Here is a 20,066-nt window from a genome sequence, read left to right on the forward strand (position 1 = left end):
AGTTTAAGTTATTTACCGTCTATATTGACATCAAGTAATGACAGTAAATCATCTTTAATTGTCGATACTTTACTAGCATACTGCTCTTTTTGCTCAGCATCTTCAATTAGTTGCGTAATTGTTTGTGACAACGTACATCCTCGGCGCTTAGCTAAATTAGCCAATCGTTGCCAGACAAGAAATTCCAAATCAATAGACTTTTTACGTGTATTTTGCTGTTCGGCATTAAAATGTCGTTTTCGTCGTGCTCGAATGGTTTGCTTCATGCGATTATCTAAATCTGGATTTAAATGCTGCTTAATCCAATCAATAACCGCAGTCGGTTTGTGTTCCAATAACAATAATTCATTTACGGCTTGCTCTGCTGCACTCTTCTCAATATAACGAGTGATAAGCTCCCCTTCCAAATGTCTTTTTACTAAATAGTGCCACTTCCAACCGCATTCAAGGTTTTCTAACTGCTGGTATTTCATCGGTTCACCTTGTGACGCTGTAACTAAATATGTTAGTTGTAACATAATCTTGACACACAATAAAGAAAATTATTGCATTTGACAAATTTTTTATAAATCTGCTATCGTTCACCCTTAACTTTAGATCTTTTTTAAGGAATCAAAAATAATGGCAAAAGCCGATGTTATTTATATTAATGGTTACATCTACACTGCTGACCAACACGATACGGTTTGTGAAGCGATTGCAATTCAAAATGGCTATATTATTGCAATCGGCTGCACGCAAGAGATAAATAACAGTCAATATGTTGATAATTCCACGATAATCTATGACCTACAAGGTAAAACTATGATGCCAGGGATTATTGATGCCCATTTACATACCTTTTGGGGCGGCATGCAATTATCCTCATGTAATCTAAATTACCAGAGTTTAACTGTAGATGATACTTTAGCCATTATTCAACAATATTTAGACAATGATTCCGTTCACAATAGTAGTAGTTGGTTACAAGTTCGAGGTTGGTTGCGCCAAGAAGTTTTACCAATTGGTACAGATATTACTCGATTCGATTTAGATAAACTTAATACTCAGCGTCCTATCATTCTATTTTCAAATGACTGTCATACGCTAGTTGCCAACAGCATTGCATTAGAAAAATTTGGCCTTGATCGTAATACACCTGAACCATCTGATGGCAAAATTGGGCGTACTGAGGATGGTGATTTAAACGGTATATTAGAAGATGCCCCTGCAATGCGTGCATTTGACAGTATTTCCAAACTTACTGACGAACAAGCAGTAAACATTGCTAAATTAACACAAGAAGAATTAAATAAGCAAGGTGTAACAGCGGTAATGGATGCGCGGATAACAGAAACCCAAGCCGATGCATTTCTAAAATTACAACAACAAGATCAACTGTCAATCCGATTATTTGGTGCTCGAGAATTACCACCTGATGATGTTGGTAGCATTGAAGATATCCCAGCTGTTATTAATCGCGTAAAACAATTTGCTGAGCGTTATAATGACCAAAACTGGCAACCAAAACCAGGAATTAAAGTATCTCATACCAAATTATTTGTCGATGGTGTAATGCAAGCGCCACTAATGACCGCTCGTTTATTACAACCTTATCAATTAGAAAATGAAAAAGATCGCTATGGTGACCTCTATTATTCGATAGAAATGCTTGATGCATTAATTTTAGAATCATCACGGGCAGGCTTTCATCCTCACATGCACACCGTTGGCGAAGGCGCCATTGAAGTGGTGCTTAATGCGATTGAAAAAATGCGTAAAGCACTACCCAATGCGGATATTCGACCAAGCACGGCTCATAATGAACTTAGTGCGATGCATCAATTTGACCGTTATAAACAATTAAAAGCCAGTGTGGTATTCTCATTCCAATGGGCTGGCTGTAGCTCGGCAATGGTTGAACAATACCAAACTCTGTTTGGTGCTGAACGTTATAATGGTTTAGAAGCACACGGTCAATATATTGATGCTGGGGTAACTTGTGCTTTTGGTAGTGATTGGCCAATTGATCCGCTTAATGAATGGTATGATTTCCAAATAGCTATGACTAGACAGATTGATGCTGAACATCCACGTTTAAACAGTGATCGCAATTTAACAGCACTTGAAGTACTACGCTGTGCGACCATCGGTGCTGCTTATGTTTTAAAACAAGAAGACTATATCGGATCTATTGAGAAAGGTAAGTTTGCTGATGTAATTATTTTAGATCGTAATCCATTTACCATTCCGGCAACAGATATACAAAACGTCAAAGTATTAACCACAATTGTAGGCGGCAAAACAGTTTACCAACAAGCATAATTGAACTAACCTATTGTTTTAAAAAATATAACACCCTGCCATTGTCAGGGTGTTTTTTTATAACTAATCAACATCAAACCTGTGCAACAATCGATTGGAAAATACATTTTTCAAACAACAATAAAGCCATCAAATAGCCAATTAAATTATTCAACTTTAGTATTTATTGAACACAATTAACAAGCTGACTTATTTTTTTTATCAAAAAAAGCTCACAAATTACGCGGACTTATGATCTTTACTAAAAATTAGCTTGCATAATTATAATAATATGGGAGAATTCCCTGCCGCTTTAAGCGGGTAAAAAGGCAAAACTATACTTAGTAGTTTTTTATTGTTTTTTGGGACAGAGGAGCAAATTAAATCATGTCCGCAATAAAAATGAAACGAGTTTTAACCACACCTGCATTGATTGCATTTGGTTTAGCTTATATGGTTCCTTTAGGGATCTTTACCACTTATGGGGAAGTTACCGTTGTCAGTAATGGACACTTGCCTGTAGCCTATATCATCACCCTTGCCATGATCTTTTTCACAGCATTAAGTTATTGCCGAATGGCAAATAAACTGCCTATTGCTGGTTCGGCTTATACCTATGTACAACGAACGTTTGGTGGAAAAGCAGGTTTCTTAGTTGGTTGGGCACAAATTCTTGATTACCTATTTTTACCAATATTAAATTATTTGGTTTTAGGGATCTATCTACATGAACTATATGATAGTATTCCAGCTTATGTATATGTATTGGCATCGATTATAGGTGTAAGTGTATTAAATTACCTTGGAATCAAGTTAATTAATTGGGCCAATATTACTTTGAATTTCTTTCAAGCATTATTCATCGTATTGTTTATTATTTTGACATTGACAAATGTTCATTTGACACCTGAAACAATGTTAAAACCAATATCCGTCACAACCGATGATTTTAGTGGTTTATTTTCTGGAGCTGCCATATTATGTCTTGCCTTCTTAGGTTTTGATGCTATAGCAACACTAGCAGAAGAATCCAATGATGCGAAAAAAACCTTACCAAGAGCAATTATCGGCACCGTATTGATTGCTGGTTGTATATTTTTAGTTGTCTCATATTGTGCACATTTAGCTTACCCACAATGGACAGATTTTGTTGATAATAAAGATACTGCCAGTTTAGATGTAATGCGTAAAGTTGATAGCATAAGTCATCTAACCAGTATACTTGGCAAATACGGTAATGATTTTATGTATAATTTCTTCCAAACCGCTTATTTGACAGGTGTATTTGCCTCTACAATGACCGCACAAACTAGTGTGTCACGAATCTTTTATGCGATGGGACGTGAAGGTGTGTTACCAAAACAGATCTTCTATAAAATTCATCCACGTTTTCGAACACCTTATTTATCAATTATTTTTGTTTCCTGTTTTTCCCTACTCTCTTTGGTACTTGATTTAAGCTTAGTCGTTTCGATGATCAGTTTTGGCGCCTTAGTAGCCTTTACCTTCGTTAACCTATGTGTAATAAAAAGCTACCTAAGTGGTACGAAAAAAACAGTACCAATGCTTTTAAAATATGGATTAATGCCAGCAATTGGCGTATCACTTTCGTTATGGCTATGGACCAGTCTTGAAGCGACAGCGATGACGGTAGGTTTAATATGGTTAGTAATTGGATTTTGTTATTTACTTTATCTAACTCGATGTTTTACCAAATCACTACCTTCTATTGATCATACAGAATTGGATTCAATCATCAAAGATTAGTAATCTATTAGGTCTACTTAAAAGTATTTAGTTGATGCCCTTTTAAAACAATTCCGTCGACCAAGGTCGACGGAATTTTCATTTCTCAGTAAATAAAATAAGCTAAATTAAAATCGCTTAAAATTATTCACCAAAGCCTGTAGCAAATAATTCACGGATTTCATCCATTGCTGCTTGTTCATCTTCACCATCACAGATGATTTCAACAGTTGAACCACCTTTAACGCCAGCACCAAGTAAACCCATCATGCTTTTTAATTTAATGGTTTTATCGTTATAAACAAGTTCAATTGATGATTTATAACGGCCAGCTAATTTAACCAGAGTTGTAACTGGTCGTGCATGTAAACCAGTTGCATTTTTTACTACCATTTGCTCTTTTAACATATTATAGTCCTTACATATATATAACGTTAATACAATGCATGTATTTATATCATAAATTAACTTTTTTTGCTCTTTTTTAGCATCAATTTTTGAAATTATTTGATTATATTTCAGTTTTAATATAATTTTTCATCACATAAAAAACTATACTAACCAAAAATACCTTACGATATGAAAAAATATCGGCGCGGCAAAGCAAATAGAATCAAAACGATCAAGTATTCCACCGTGACCACCTATTAGTTTGCCCCAATCTTTTACTCCGCGATCACGTTTAATAGCCGACATAACTAGACCACCCATAAATCCTAACAAAGTGATCATTAAAGAAATAAGACCTGATTGCAGAAAAGTAAACGGAGTGATCCAACACATACAGGCACCAATAAAACTAGCAGATAAAACGCCACCAATAAAGCCTTCAATCGTCTTTGATGGTGATACGTTTGGGCTAATTTTATGTTTACCAAACAATTTACCAAATACGTACTGCAACACGTCAGATAACTGAACGATTAACACTAAATAAGCAATGAGTAATAGATTACGGCCTTGGTAATTTTCGATATCTAATACTAATAATGCCGGCACACACGAGATACTATATACCGTAATCATCAATCCCCATTGCACATCGGCTATTCTCGCCAAAAAATTAGTGGTTGAACCAGTTATTGTGGCAAATATCGCCAAAAACAAGAAAGCATAAACTGGAATAAAGATACTAAATAGACCATACCATGCTAAGGCGACCAAAATATATTGCACGGGTAAAGCAACTGCAAAAGCAAAGATTAGGGCAAAAAAGTCAGAGCGATTGATAGGAGTTAAAATAAGAAACTCTCGCAATGCTAAAGCAGAAATAACAAAAAACAAAAAAATTACTGCCAGTTGTCCAAACCAAAACGCTAAACCAATAATGGCAACCATTACCCACCACGCATTGATGCGAGTATTTAAATTATCGATAACACTATTAGGTGATGTAAGACGATATTTTAACAATTGACCAATAATTGTTGCCACTAACAAAAACAAGCCGATGCCCAAAAATAATAATAGCGTATCATGTTGGAAATGGGACATCTCAGCGCTCCTTATATTGCTGTAGTTCTAATCTATTAACTTGTGATAATAGCATTAATCACCATAAAAACGATTAAACAATTTTGTAATAAAAATAGAATTATCTGCTTTTTAAACAAGGATAAAATCCCTTTTTGCCGTTCAGCGACCGTTCTTGATGATTGATAAGATTTGATTAATTGCAAATTGACTAATGCTTTATCCATAGCTAACAGCTCTTCTGACAAATGATCAACATGCTCAGATAAATATACAAACAATTTTCTATCAAAATCTATCCTTATTGCATAATACTTACTTATTAAACCGAGAATAAAGATCATCAAACAAATAATGGTTAATAGTATTGCCCAAGAACTTAGCAAGGCAACAAAAACAACTAATAGCGATAATAGCATCGAAAAAAGATCAATCTGTTTACTTATCGATAAAAAACAACAAAACGTTACTAAATCTAGTTTAGTTACACTATTTTGCCAACTATTATTACTACTCAACATATCACTGTCTCATCTTTAAAGTTAGCCAACCAATTGGATAAAATCAGTTGTTGCTGGCGAGAAATCACAATTGAATTCCGTTGTTCTTTTACTATTCCTATCGCCTGTTGCAGCGTGTTAGCTCTTTTAGTCCACAATAACCATGCAATAACTGCAGTTGCACTCCTCGAATAACCTAAAGCACAACAGACTAATAATTTACCCTGCTGCCGATAATATTCGATAGCTTGTGCAGCCTGCTGACACTCTTGTTGTGATAAGGGCGTCATATCTAAAACCGGAATAAGCTTATAATTACCGTCAAAACATCCAATTGGCAACTCGGCACAAAGATCGACAACCGATATAAAATGATTTTGATTTAGCGATTTTGAGGATGGAATACGACCTAAATAGACTTCATCAATAATCAAATCATCAGTTGGATGTTTAATTGTCCATAACCTTGAATTGAGCCACATAATAGCAAAAAATGGCAAATAGAGCAGATAAACGGCTAACTTAAAATGACCATTTTGCTGTTTTTGCAAACCGCAGGCGCCAAACAACCAATAATTAGCTGCAATCAATAACCAGGCACCAGCCAACCATAACAACCAAAGTGCCCAGCCAGAAACATAAATAGCTATAGTGAGTGACAGTAGGCATAAACAAAAATAGATCATCGCCCAAGTATAATTTTTAGTTAATGGTCGATGTTTTAATGGCGTCGTCATATTATCTGGCCATAGCCAAATAGAAAAACACCCTACCCATAATCCAGTTGGAATATCGAAAAAATGATGCTGCCAAGTAGTTAAAACCGAAAGTGCAATTAACAAACACCAAATATGTAAAAGATAACGCCCCATCCCCCGAAAATATTGCGCATAAAATTGCCACAAAATCACTAATAACGTGATATGTAATGATGGTGCTTGATTAAACGGCTTATCAAATCCCATTAAAATATCAAACATCAAGCCAAAAAAGCCATCCAAAGCAGGCCGTTCAAAATAGAACTTAAGCGGAAAAATTAGAAAACAGATGATACAAATCACTTGTGCCGTTAACAGTCGCAAACCAAGAGTTTTCAGGGATTGCCAAGAAGTTGTCAATAAAATAGCAAGACCATACATCAGATCGATAGACCAATAAGGAATTATCGTCCATGACCAAAGTGGAATAGAATATTCCCAACTAAAAAATAGACTTGCAACATCCTCACGCTGAGCTGATAGCCAGTTGGCAAAATTATAGCTAGCAAAAAAGAACACTGATAAACCGGCTAACCATACACATTTATAGACATTAAGTCGGCTAAACAGTTTTAACATAATCAATGCCAAGTTCGTTGTGCCAGTGATACGGTAAAAATCCCCCACTGGTCTACTAACATGGTCACTTTACTAAAACCTGCTTCAGCAACTAACTGATCCATCTCGATCTGTGTTCGGCGTCGCATAATCCACGGTTGTCCTTGTCGATGTGAAGTTAACGCTCTGGCAATAAATTCTAATTGCGGATGCCAAGGTTGATTGGTGTAAAGTAAATAGCCACCTTGTGGTATTACATCAGCCAAGCCAGCTAAAGATTGCTGTAACAGTTGATTATCACCAAATAATTCATACAGTCCTGATACTACCGCTAAATTAGGCTGCGGTGATAATTGTGCAAGTTGCTCACGGTTAAATGCATCACCTTTTTCAAAACGGACAATATCACTTAACCCTTGTTGCGCAATTAATGCTTGTCCATCACGGATATTAATATCACTATAATCCCGCAACAACACCGAATTAGGTTTATTAGCGATTTGATTAATGGTTTCTAGAATGTATCGACCATGCCCTGCGGCTATATCAACAATATTTACTTCAGTAAATTGTTGTTGTAACTGTTCAATAGCTTGCTTTAAGAGCTGTTCAAGATGAATTTTTCGTTGCCGAATCCCTCGCCAACCAATAGATTGCAAATAGAGATAATCAAAAAATTGCCCCAATTTTGAAGTGCCGGATGGCTGATTTCGATAAACATAATCAAGTGTACTACCGGAATCAAAACCGGTTTCAAAGCCTAGTTTAATTCCCTCCGACAGATTACTCGCATATTTCAAGGTCGCTTTAACTAACTTCCAATACCATGGTTTAAGCCAACCAGAAGGCGGTAAAGCTAACTTATCGGATTCAGATCGAGTATAACCAACCCGATCGGCATTGGTTAACGTTGGAACATCGGGTTGATTCGCAAAACAGCCTTGAATAAATCGCCTTGCTCTATCAATTGCCATATAACGATCTTTCTCACCAAAGGTATCATGATAAAATTTTGGGAGGATATGAAACTCTTTTTGATTGGTTCCTAAATTATCATAAAACGCCTGTTGTGGTTTGCGTCGCACCACAAAATCACAGCCAGAAACTAATAACTGAGTGGGTACAGTGATCGCGTTGGCATCCTTAACAATTCGATCCGCTACCGCATACAAATCAAGTAGTAATCTCACCGAAATAGGTTTAGTAATTAAAGGATCTTTATTAAAAGAGTCTGCTCGACTGCCATCATGGGTTAACAAGTTCGGTTTAACATAACTATTTACAAAGAAATTGCCCTTCAAGTTATATAATAACTTAAGTCCAGGCACCGCTAATGGCACATATAATTTAACGCTAAAAGCTGGAGCACCTAAAACTAAAGCGCGAATATTCGGTACATAATCATGCACCCAACCAGCAGCAATTACGGCACCAACACTTTGAGCGATAATAGCAATATCTTGCATATCAATCGTATATTCTTTAATGATATGTTGTATAAAACAGTTAGCATCTTTGATTAACGTAGCAAAATTAGGGGCATCACCACGTTGACCATCAGATTGGCCATTTCCTCGTGCATCCCAAGCAAAGATATGGAAATCAGGTAATTCCAGCTCTTCGGCTAAATGCGCCATTCGTCCCGAATGTTCATGCCCACGATGAAAAAGTACAATTGCTTTTGAAGCTGTTTTCGTATCACTATCGACTGCTGGCCAATAACGATAAAATAATTGACAGCCATCATGACAAATAAATGTGTTTTGCTGCTGTTCGCGCATTAATTATTCCTTATTATATTTCGCTTCTAGCAATCCTTTTCTCACTCTATTAATCACCGTAATTAGTAGCAAAAAGGAGATAAACCATAATAGAACATTTAGCCATTCAAGCGGCAATAGATAGGTTGCAATGCCTAAACTAATTAGGCTAAAAGCTAAAGCTCGATCGCTTTTCCCCATAGGTCCATCATAACGTCGAGAGCTACCAATCATCACACCGAGTACACCCGCGTATTCGGTTAGAAATGATAATAAGATCACTAATATCATTAAATTGGTATTAACTTGATTTATTTGAGTAAAGATTAACAGCAGAGCACTATCGGAAATCACATCACAAATCTCATTTAAATAGGCACCTAAATTGGATTTCTGACGATATTCTCTGGCTAACATACCATCAATAGCATTAAGAGCCATCCGAATAAACATCCATATGGGTATTAACAAAAATAACCATTGATGATCGGCAAAAAAGCCAACTACTAAAGCAATCAATATCGACCCAGCACAAGCAGCTAACGTAACTTGATTAGCAGTTATTCGTGAATAATAAAGCGAATTCACATAAGGACGAAGCAGTGCTTGAAAGCGAGATTTTAATTGATAAATAGAAAACACAGATCGTCCCTTAATAGGTAATTATACAATTCGTTGTAGTTGAGCATACTTTAATGAACTTACCATAAAATGCAAACGGTTAAGTACATTGACCTCACCTGCACCATCATCAAAATCCAAATAGAGCAGATTCAGTTTTGGATTAAGATCGCGCATCCGCTTCTCAACCCCTTTAGACACAACATGATTAGCAATACAGCCAAACGGTTGCAAACTAATAACATTATTGATGCCATGCTCAGCAAAGGTCATAATTCCAGCAGGAATTAACCAACCCTCGCCATATTGATTGGCTAAATTCAAAATTTCCTCTGCTTTTTTCGCCATATCACGAATATTATGAAATGGTTGATAATGTTTAAAGCCAGATAAAATCTGATTAGTTTTATCAATATACTTTTGTGCCACCTTTTCAAAAAAGTGCACAAAATAAGCGACAAAACTCTTGTTAACAATATAATTGTCAACATTACTATCATAGTTAACAAAACATTGCGCAAAAAATTCAATCATTGGCGGAATAACAGGTTCAATACCCTGATCGACAAGCCAATCAACACTATGTTGATTACCAAAACTGTTATATTTAACATAAATTTCACCAACAATACCAATTTGTGGGCAATCTTTATTCAATGTCTCGATTTGATTAAAATGATCGACCGCCTCTTTCAACAGCGCAAAGATCGCCTTTTTGCCTTTATGTTGATTGATAAGTTGTTGTAATTTTCTAATATAAAGATCTTTCGCTTGGTTAGCTTGTTGTTTAAATTTGGCTCTAGGCGCAATCGAGTAAAACATCTTCGAAATCGAATCAGTAAATAACATCGCAAAAAACGTCGTTGGTAAAGTTTTTAGCCAATTAATTCTAAAACCTGGTTGCTCAATTTCATTAATATTACCAGTACTGAGCGACACGATAGGAATATCTTCAAAACCATTACTAATCATTGCTTTCTTAATCAAAGAAAGATAACTACTCGCTCGACACTGGCCACCCGTTTGAGTAATGCCGATTGCCACTTCATCACGTTGATATTTACCGGAATTTAGCGCTTTAATAATATCACCAACAATAATGGTTGCTGGATAGCATATCTCGTTATTACAGTATTTAAGTCCCCACTCAACCGAACTTTTATCTGGTTTTGGCAAGGTTTCAAGTTTATAACCTGACAACTCAAAAATCGGTGGTAATAATGGTGAATAAAAATCGGAGATATAAGGTGCTAAAATAGTCCTTCTCTGTTTATCTTGTTTAGCAAAAATAGCCGTCTTTTTACGCTCAACAACTTTTAACGGTTGTTGGTGATTCATACGGATTGACTCAATAATCGAACGTAAACGCAAACGCACCGAACCAGTTGCGGTGATCTCGTCGACCCGAATTATTGTACATGTCTTACCTTTCGACTCTAAAATCGCCTTACACTCATCGGTGACAATCGCATCAGGCCCACAACCAAACGAATTAAGTTGTACAAATTGAATATTTTTTGGTTGTTCAGCAACAAAACTAGCTGCTGCATATAAGCGATTTGGATAACTCCATTGTGAGCAAATTTGTAGTTCGGGCGATAATTGACTGATCGCCCCTAACACTGAATCTTCGGTTATTACATCGCAACCAAGCGCATTTAAAATCTCTGGCGTTTTATGATTAATTAAACTATCACTATGATAAGGACGACCTGCCAAAATAAATACATAACGCCCCGTTTGTTTAGCATTATTTAGTACTTCAACCGCTTTGTTATACAGCGATTTTTTATATTCAGCTTGAGCCACTAATGCATCAGAAAATGCTTGATTAGCTATCTTTTCTGTAATACCAAGCGAAGTTAAATAATTAATACAGCCCTTTTTCAATAATTTTTGATTACTGAAATTGATTACTGGATAATCCAGTGGCACGTCATATTTTTGGCTAGGATTGATAGCACTATTCACCACCTCTGCATAGCTACTCACAATTGGACAGTTATAGCTATTAACTGTATTAGTAAACTGATCAGATTCAAACACCACCATCGGCATAAAAATACGATCAACCTTTTGCTCAATCAGCTCCATAATATGCCCATGAACTAATTTGGCAGGAAAACAGATACTATCCGACATTACTGTACCGGCGCCCTTTTCATAAATCTCATGCGTCGAGTATGGTGATAACGTTACATTAATACCACTATTGGTTAACAACGTGTGCCAGAATGGAAAATTTTCGTATTGTCCTAAAACACGAGGAATACCAACATTAAGCTTAGCTTGAGCATTATGGATATTGGTTCGATCAAATAACAACGCATTTTTATAATCAAACATATTAAATGCATTTTTATCTTGATATTGATTATTACTCAAAAAGCGTTCACATTTATTACCAGAATAATAGCGCTGCCCATTGGCAAAACGATAAATCATAATATCGCATTTATTCTCACACCCCTTACAGCGTGATGGTTTCGCTTTATTATCTTCAGCTTTATGTAAATTATCCAATCCAATAAATTGCGAAGGAGTTTGTTGTTGTGCATAATTGTTTTTGGCCACTAATGCTGCGCCATAAGCCCCCATCAGTTCAGGAATATTGGAGCTAGCAATCTGTGCGCCAGTTAACTGCTCTAGGGCACGAAACACCGCCGGATTTTTAAAAGTTCCGCCTTGCACCACAATATGATCACCTAATTTGCGCATATCATGTAATTTCAGTACTTTATGAATGGCATTTTTAATCACCGAAAAAGCTAGACCCGCTGAAATATCGCCCATTGTTGCATTTTCACGCAGTGCTTGTTTCACTTTTGAGTTCATAAAAACCGTACAACGGGTACCCAAATCACAAGGATTATTGGACTTACACGCTGCATCGGCAAAATCAATCGTATTTGAGTTAAGTGATTTTGCGAAAGTTTCAATAAATGAACCACAGCCAGAAGAACATGCTTCGTTTAACTCAATATGATTTACCACGCCATTAGCAATAAAGATGGCTTTCATATCTTGGCCACCAATATCCATGATAAAACTGACCTTAGGATCGATATGTTTAGCGGCAGCAAAATGCGCCATTGTTTCGACTAAACCATCATCGATGGCAAAAGCGGCTTTTAGCAGTTCCTCACCATAACCAGTAACGCCAGTGCGAGCAATAATAATCTCTTTACCTGATGCCGCAATCTCATCTTTTAATACCGTTAAACCTTTAATTAATGCGGTAATTGAGTGGCCATTATTCGGTGCATAATAAGTAAAAAGTAGCTCGTCATCCTCACTAATTAAGGTAATTTTAGTGGTAGTTGAACCACTATCAATTCCCAAATACGCTTTCTGCTTTTGATAAGCAGTTAAAGCTAGACGAGGGATTTGAATATATTTGCGTTTTTGTTGCCAATCATCAAAAGACAAAGCTTGATTAAAGAGCGGTTTTAACCTAAAAGACTGATTAACTTGAATCTTGGTTGAGGCATTTAATCTATCAATAAATTCAGTGAGTGTAAGTTGACTACGTTCAATAGCATGAATCGCTGCGCCCCAAGCGGACAACAAAGTAGGATGCTCGGTGGTAACTATCTGATCTTCATTTAACTTTAGTGTCTCTAACGCGGCCTTGCCTAACGTTGGAATAAACGAAAACGGTCCACCAATCAACATTACTTTCGGTACAATATCATAACCACGAGCTAACGTATTGACCAATTGAATACAAACGGCATGTAAAACTGAATAGGCAATATTCTCTTTTGATACATTACGGCTAATTAAATTTTGCACATCAGTCTTAGCAAATACACCACAACGTGAAGCAATCGGATAGACTTTATCATGTTGAGTTGCCAGCAGATCAAACTCCTGCACTGGGGTATTAAGCAAGGTCGCCATCTGATCGATAAATGCCCCTGTGCCTCCAGCACAACTACCATTCATTCGAATATCAGGCGGACGATCAGGAAAAAAGAAGATCATCTTACTATCTTCCCCGCCAATATCGATTAACGTTCTAACCTCTGGATATTTGCGCTGCACCACTTCCGATGCGGCAACTACCTCTTGAATAAAGGCAATATCAGCTTTTTCCGAAATCCCCATCCCAGCAGAACCAGTCACCTTGACCGATAATACAATCTCTTCACCCAATTGCTGTTTAATTTCATCTAATAGCGATAAAACTGTAGAAACAATATGGGTATTATGGCGAACATAATTGGTATAAACAAAATTATCTTGCTCATCAAGCACAACACATTTTGCAGTAGTAGAACCAACATCCAATCCAAGTCTATACATTTTTGACATAAACAAACTCACATTTGCAAAATTAGACTTAACCTATAATAGGGTCACAAATATTACTAAATAACTATATTTTTATTATGGGATTATTATAGCGAAATCTTTCTAATTTTTAATCTATTTGTTTGAAAAATGACATTTTTGGATATTTTTTAACTAACAGAAACTAAAGAAAATAAATCTTATTGGCGCTAATCCTGCGCCAAACCTTGCTTAGCCGTAGCAATAACATTCTTTAAATCGATCCCTTGTGCTTTTGCAGCAAAAATACAACCGCAATAACATTGACGATAAACATCGTACTCCTTACAAAGTTCGATAGAACGCTTATAACCATTATTCTTCTTAAAATCAGAAGGTAAATAATTAACCGAAAAAAGCTCTTGAATTTCAAAACCAAGTTGGTTAATTTTTTGACTATTCTTTTTCGGACTCAGTGTTAATGCACTAGCAAAATAGTCAAAACCCAACTCCTGAGCCTTGATTGCCGCCAAATCTAAGCGCATCTTATAACAAAGATGACAACGTTCACCGCCTTCTGGAGCATCACGTAGATGCTCAACCTTTTTAATAAATTCTGCTGGTTGATACGGAGCTTCTAAAAACTGTACATTGTTGCCGGTTTTTTGATTAAAGTCGGCAATAAACTTCTGCTGAACCTTACTGCGATATTCATATTCCACGCGCGGGTGAATATTGGAATTAGCAAAATAAATCGTAATATCGGCATACTGCGCCAAATACTCCAGTACATAAGTACTACACGGGGCACAGCAACTATGAATCAACAATTTTGGCCGAGCCGACGCCAACTGCCAATCAGCAATCACCTCTTGCAAAACTGAATCATAATTCACTTTATTATGTGGATTTAATTTTTCGAGAATATCTTTGGCATTAATTAACATTGGGATTCTTTCAGTATCAGACTGATTGATGAATTTTAACGCGCGTATAATATAGCGATCTGCTTAAGCGTTCAAGTTTAAGTTACAATTTTGTTTTTCCGGATTAACATTTAATTTTTTCACTAAATTTGCGGTGATTAAAAACCCCGTTCCTCAATTTTTTAAATGCCAATTTCACCATTTTGCAGCAGTCAAAAAGTGACAAATGCCTAAATCATGAGTTAGACATTTTTAATAAAGTGTTTCAACAGAATTTTTTGACTAACTATGCGGCGGTGAACTAGTCACAGACGATATCATTATCACCGCTAACTTTCTAAACTAACACTTAGGCAGTTTGTAATATTTTTTTATTTTTATCCCTTTATGTATAGGGAACTCGGATTGGTTTTATTTCTCAATAATATCGGATCCGGTTTATCACTATGCATATAGGGAACATGTTATAAAACCCTTTTAGAGGGTTTGATTATAAGTGTGTAGCTATTTCTCTAGCCACGTCTAAAGCTATCTGATCCCACGCATACTCAATAACCGAAGTAACTTTTGCATCTTTTACTCCGCTATCATTCTGTTTAGTAGAAAATTCTTTAGTCCATCTATTGCCTGATAATTCAAATGTTACATTTAAAATTACGCTCGCACTATCAATATTCGTTACTCCATAAGTGAATTTTGTTTTAGCATTATTAACTATTAATGTTAACTTTCTACCGCCAGAATTTAAATCTGCGTACGTGCTAATTGCTTCTTCAATTCTTGATGAAAGACCTATTCCAATCGGAATTCTAGTACGAGTCCCACCACCAACAAATCCTGAGGCCCCTTGTATATCAATTCGTGACGTAAAATCACTAGGGATCCATGTAATATCTAAGCTTTGTTTTTTAGTAATATGTATCTCTGATTTTATTTGCTTTAATGATTGATAAGACAACCTATCATTAAATTGATGATGAACACTACAACCAGAGAAAACAAAACCTAAACACGTTAATAATAATAATTTTTTCACCCCATTCTCCTATAAATAATTTTGATAGATAGTATAAAATTTGTTAGCCAAGTGCAATAAAAGTTATTAATTCAATCATTCTCATAATAGAGGAAATTATTTTTATCAATCTGGTACGATATTTTATCGACAATACTTATTTTTCCAATATCAAATAAAGAAGAATGAAAATGTTCTATTGATGCCATTAAATCAATATAACTATATATTTTATTTGAGATCGCCATTTTATCAAAATCTGGGAACATAAAATAATCATTCCTTATTAAAATAGAATAAAAATAACATATTGAAGTGTTTTTTAAATCAACACCAAAATCATTTTTAGCTTCATAATCAACAAACAAGGTCACTCAATATTGAAACAAATTTCCATTCTCATAATCATCTTTAAAATAATCCTTACCTACAATTTTTACGTAGCTTATCGTTGCTTTTTTGTACATCAATGATAATTTTAGCTCTTTGTAAAAGTTTGGTTACTTCATCTGCTGAGTGGTCGAATGACAGGCATAAAAAAACCGCCTACACGGCAGTGAACCGTGTTCTGCAATTTGAGGAGTTGTAACTCGATTTCTAAACTACCTACACGGTAGTGAACCTTTTCGGTTATTTAAGCATTTATGCTCGGCATTTCTAAGCTACCTATACGGTAGTGAACAACGAGTGGTTTTTGTCGGTGGTAGTCATAACTTTCTAAGCTACCTATACGGTAGTGAACTTTTTGGCAGCAAGCCTCAATTCATCAATTGATTTCTAAGCTACCTATACGGTAGTGAACTATAGTTTTCACCGCTGCCGACCGCTACCACATTTCTAAGCTACCTATACGGTAGTGAACTCCGATGCATTACCAAGCACATGCTGGCTATGTTTCTAAGCTACCTATACGGTAGTGAACTATTTAATTATTTCGAAATTACCGCCGAACAGTTTCTAAGCTACCTATACGGTAGTGAACTAGAATCCCATATACTATAAATGCAGTTGGCAAAAAGAAAAAGCGCAATTTTACTATTAAAAACCCTTTTTTTAAGTGATTTTTTAATATATTGATTTTTAATTATTTTATTTTAAGTTAAAAAAAAGGGTTAGTAGTAGGATGTTTTAGATTTCAAAAACCCCTTTCCTCAATTTTTTTGGTTGTTTGAGTTTCGGACGTTTTGTTGTTTTGTGGTTGTTTTTATACGGCGATTACGTCCGAGTTAAGAGGGTTGGCGCCAACCCTCTTTACAATCTCCCGCGGCGACCACGCAAGTGGTCACGATGTGACTGCCTTCCGCCTTCGTTCGCTCTTAACGCTCCTTGGCAAACATCCCTGTTTGCCATGCTAACCTCACTCAGTTGTCAGCACATTGCCAATGTCGCTAAATAAGAAGCATCAAACTGATTGATAAAAATAAACTTTTATTATTGGAATTAGCTGATGTTATAACTAACGTTAACGATTTATTGGATGGGTTTTGGCTTTAAAAACCCCGTTCCTCAAAATTTTTTAGTTTTTTATTTTTTAGTTCTTTGAGTTTCGGACGTTTTGTTGTTTTGTGGTTGTTTCTATACGGTGATTACGTCCGAGTTAAGAGGGTTGGCGCCAACCCTCTTTACAATCTCCCGCGGCGACTACGCAAGTGGTCACGATGTGACTGCCTTCCGCCTTCGTTCGCTCTTAACGCACCGGCTGTGATTTGTTCCTGACAAAGCACCGCCTTGGCAAACATCCCTGTTTGCCATGCTAACCTCACTCAGTTGTCAGCACGTTGCGAATGTCGCTAAATTAAATACACCAAACTTATTTGCCAAAATAAACTCTTATTATTGGAACTAGCTGATGTTATAACTAACGTTAGCGATTTATTGGATGGATTTTTGCGTTTCAAAAACCCCTCTCCTCAAAATTTTTGGTTGTTTGAGTTTCGGACGTTTGTTGTTTTGCGGCTAATTCTATACGGCGATTACGTCCGAGTTAAGAGGGTTGGCGCGAACCCTCTTTACAATCTCCCGCGGCGACTACGCAAGTGGTCACTGCGTGACTGCCTGCCGCCTTCGTTCGCTTTTAACGCACCGGCTGTGATTTGTTCCTGACAAAGCACCGCCTTGGCAAACATCCCTGTTTGCCATGCTAACCTCACTCAGTTGTCAGCACATTGCGAATGTCGCACCACAAAATCGTTTTTTATCGCCCTAACATTATTTTTCTTATCCTCAGCTTCAATACCTAAGAACTAAGAAATAATAGCTAAGGATAGGCACAGACTACGTAGTAGTCGCGAGTATCCTCAAAGGTAGAAGAAATAGAACCATTGTACGAGTTAACCAAATAATACCGACTTTTACTAACTGTATTATTCCACTCGGAATCATTCGTCCAAAAGTATAACACTCTGGTGTCGTTGTAGTTGGGGAAATTAGCCCCCCTGTAATCGCGCATATCCCCCCATTCCGTGAAAAATCCGGCACCAATGTGACGACGAAATTCATTATCAGGTGACGAAGGCGTTGCACTTCGACATTCCTCATAAAGATAATGACAACGCCCATTAGTTAAATCCCTGACCTTTGCGACACGATATCCAATCTTATTACAAAAAGATAACATATTAGAAAGGTTATTTTTATGATTACCACGATTAATAAACCACTGCTTTAACTCAAATCCATATTTGACCACCGCATTACCACTGCTATCACGACCGACTAACTCAAATACCTGAGGCAAAGATGGTCTGGCGATTTCACCTGGATTATCTGCCCACCATTGCGAGTAAGTAGCAACAGGACCCGTTAGGGTGACTCGAACGCTGGTACTTGTTGAATCGGTCATAGTTGCCGTAATACCACCATGAGAAACCGGAGCCCAAGATAAGGCCTGATTAATACCACTAATATTTAAATCAAACCACAACTTATTAGCACCGGTAGTCGGGAAGTTTAAACCATAAGACGACGGTGTAACTGACTGGGTTAGAAAACCCTTCTCACGGTTCCAAACGGCAGCAGAAATAGCTCCATCCATGTCTAAGTTAGGTCTTGCAAAACAAATCGCTGGCGATGCCTTAGGATTAATATAATAAGTGGCATTACCTGCACTAAAACGACTTTCATTAGGTACCCCATAACGTGTTGTTAATCTACCTTCACCATTAGATAAGGTTAATTTATATGGCGCTTTACAAATTGTCAGTACTTCACTACGGGCAACAGCTCGATTATTTTTATCGACAATGGATAAATTTAAACTACCAGTAGCGGTGACACCATTAACTCCCTGACCATCGCCATCATCATCCCCCCAATAATTATACGGTGTGCCAATAAGTGAACTTAATGCAATAGAATTAGTATCCGTTGGTACTAACATACCAATATCCGCAAAACTCTGACCATCAACAGGTAACTCGATAGGATTGTAATAACTCGAATTATTGGTTGTGGGAGTAAATTTTCTACCATCAGAAAGGGATATCCTGAGTAGCGCTTCGCTATTTGTTACCCGGGTACGACCACCATCAAAGGTTAAATAAGGTGCTGAGCCATAAATAATATTGGTCGTTGTAGTGGTTAATGCATAATTAGCAAAAGAGATAGACTGTAAAACAACCACAGTTAATACCAAAACCATCGGCCGAGATAAACAGGCTAAACCAAGAAATTTTGAAAAATTTTGCCGGAATTTCGGAAATTTTGGAAATTGTCGAAATAATAAACTGCGGTGAAATAATAAACGGTGTGAGCTTAACTTTAGAAAGGTGAATTTATAGGTTGGGCAGGTTGCGTGTTGCGTGTTGCGTGTTGAAAATTATAATCCATATCAGATATCCTTGTCAATCCAATTTTATGATTTATTTAAAATTTTAAGCCTAACGGCATAAAATTTATCCATTCGTATAAATATGCTATAAAAGTATAGTGATTGCAAAAAACCATGCAACTTTTTTTGATGGTTTAATTGTTAACTTTTGTAAAGATGAATACTGCTAGCCCGAAAACAGCATCGGTTATTTGCTGTTTATTAGAAATAATATCCCCTTTATCCCCTCTTAAAAAATCACCATTTTTAATATTAATAATTTGCAGATTAGGCTTTTGATTTTGACAATTTTATAATCGTTTTTAGAAGGTAAAGACAGAAT

At 36.5% G+C, this 20,066-nt stretch carries 13 protein-coding genes and 1 CRISPR repeat array; of the genes, 2 read left to right on the top strand and 11 right to left on the bottom strand.

The annotated features are described in order from the left end of the window. Window positions 1-8: 8 nt before the first annotated feature. On the bottom strand, window positions 9-473 hold the full coding sequence (gene matP / locus B6C84_RS08285; RefSeq protein WP_065651254.1) for a macrodomain Ter protein MatP: 465 nt from the start codon (window positions 471-473) through the stop codon (window positions 9-11). A gap of 148 nt (window positions 474-621) precedes the next feature. On the opposite strand from matP, the gene B6C84_RS08290 reads away from it, so the two are divergent. Further along, window positions 622-2,304, top strand: a complete 1,683-nt coding sequence (locus tag B6C84_RS08290; protein ID WP_086354290.1) for an amidohydrolase — start codon at window positions 622-624, stop codon at window positions 2,302-2,304. Between the two features lie 363 nt (window positions 2,305-2,667). After that, complete coding sequence (locus tag B6C84_RS08295; RefSeq protein WP_086320718.1) at window positions 2,668-4,050, top strand: APC family permease; 1,383 nt, start codon at window positions 2,668-2,670, stop codon at window positions 4,048-4,050. A gap of 123 nt (window positions 4,051-4,173) precedes the next feature. Here the strand turns inward: B6C84_RS08295 and B6C84_RS08300 are convergent, their stop codons facing one another. From B6C84_RS08300 to B6C84_RS08350, 10 genes are all read right to left on the bottom strand, one after another. Beyond that, a complete protein-coding gene (locus B6C84_RS08300; protein ID WP_065578657.1) occupies window positions 4,174-4,437 on the bottom strand; it encodes an HPr family phosphocarrier protein in 264 nt (87 codons plus the stop codon). Window positions 4,438-4,581: 144 nt separating this feature from the next. Beyond that, window positions 4,582-5,523 carry a phosphatidate cytidylyltransferase gene (locus tag B6C84_RS08305; protein WP_086320719.1) on the bottom strand — a complete coding sequence of 314 codons (942 nt, stop codon included), beginning with the start codon at window positions 5,521-5,523 and terminating at the stop codon, window positions 4,582-4,584. A gap of 35 nt (window positions 5,524-5,558) precedes the next feature. Then, window positions 5,559-6,023, bottom strand: a complete 465-nt coding sequence (locus B6C84_RS08310) for a hypothetical protein (RefSeq protein ID WP_086320720.1) — start codon at window positions 6,021-6,023, stop codon at window positions 5,559-5,561. Then, complete coding sequence (locus B6C84_RS08315) at window positions 6,017-7,339, bottom strand: phosphatase PAP2/dual specificity phosphatase family protein (protein WP_086354291.1); 1,323 nt, start codon at window positions 7,337-7,339, stop codon at window positions 6,017-6,019. The genes B6C84_RS08310 and B6C84_RS08315 overlap by 7 nt, the downstream gene beginning before the upstream one ends. Window positions 7,340-7,341: 2 nt before the next feature. After that, on the bottom strand, window positions 7,342-9,099 hold the full coding sequence (locus tag B6C84_RS08320) for a bifunctional alpha/beta hydrolase/class I SAM-dependent methyltransferase (RefSeq protein WP_086354292.1): 1,758 nt from the start codon (window positions 9,097-9,099) through the stop codon (window positions 7,342-7,344). A gap of 3 nt (window positions 9,100-9,102) precedes the next feature. After that, window positions 9,103-9,720: a CDP-alcohol phosphatidyltransferase family protein gene (locus B6C84_RS08325; protein WP_086354293.1), complete on the bottom strand. Its 618-nt coding sequence runs from the start codon at window positions 9,718-9,720 to the stop codon at window positions 9,103-9,105. Window positions 9,721-9,741: 21 nt separating this feature from the next. Beyond that, the gene (locus B6C84_RS08330) at window positions 9,742-14,016 is read right to left on the bottom strand and encodes an acyl-CoA dehydratase activase-related protein (RefSeq protein ID WP_086354294.1); all 4,275 of its coding nucleotides are present in this window, start codon (window positions 14,014-14,016) and stop codon (window positions 9,742-9,744) included. A gap of 188 nt (window positions 14,017-14,204) precedes the next feature. Continuing rightward, complete coding sequence (locus B6C84_RS08335) at window positions 14,205-14,921, bottom strand: epoxyqueuosine reductase QueH (protein WP_065651038.1); 717 nt, start codon at window positions 14,919-14,921, stop codon at window positions 14,205-14,207. Window positions 14,922-15,390: 469 nt separating this feature from the next. Further along, window positions 15,391-15,936 (bottom strand): hypothetical protein, encoded by a 546-nt coding sequence (locus B6C84_RS08340; RefSeq protein WP_065578649.1) that lies wholly within the window; start codon window positions 15,934-15,936, stop codon window positions 15,391-15,393. A gap of 573 nt (window positions 15,937-16,509) precedes the next feature. Beyond that, a CRISPR array of direct repeats spans window positions 16,510-16,898; the repeat unit is 29 nt; unit sequence TTTCTAAGCTACCTATACGGTAGTGAACT. A gap of 1,274 nt (window positions 16,899-18,172) precedes the next feature. Further along, window positions 18,173-19,555: a hypothetical protein gene (locus B6C84_RS08350; protein WP_086361338.1), complete on the bottom strand. Its 1,383-nt coding sequence runs from the start codon at window positions 19,553-19,555 to the stop codon at window positions 18,173-18,175. Window positions 19,556-20,066: the final 511 nt, after the last annotated feature.

Source organism: Gilliamella apis, from assembly GCF_002142155.1.
GTDB lineage: Bacteria > Pseudomonadota > Gammaproteobacteria > Enterobacterales > Orbaceae > Gilliamella > Gilliamella apis.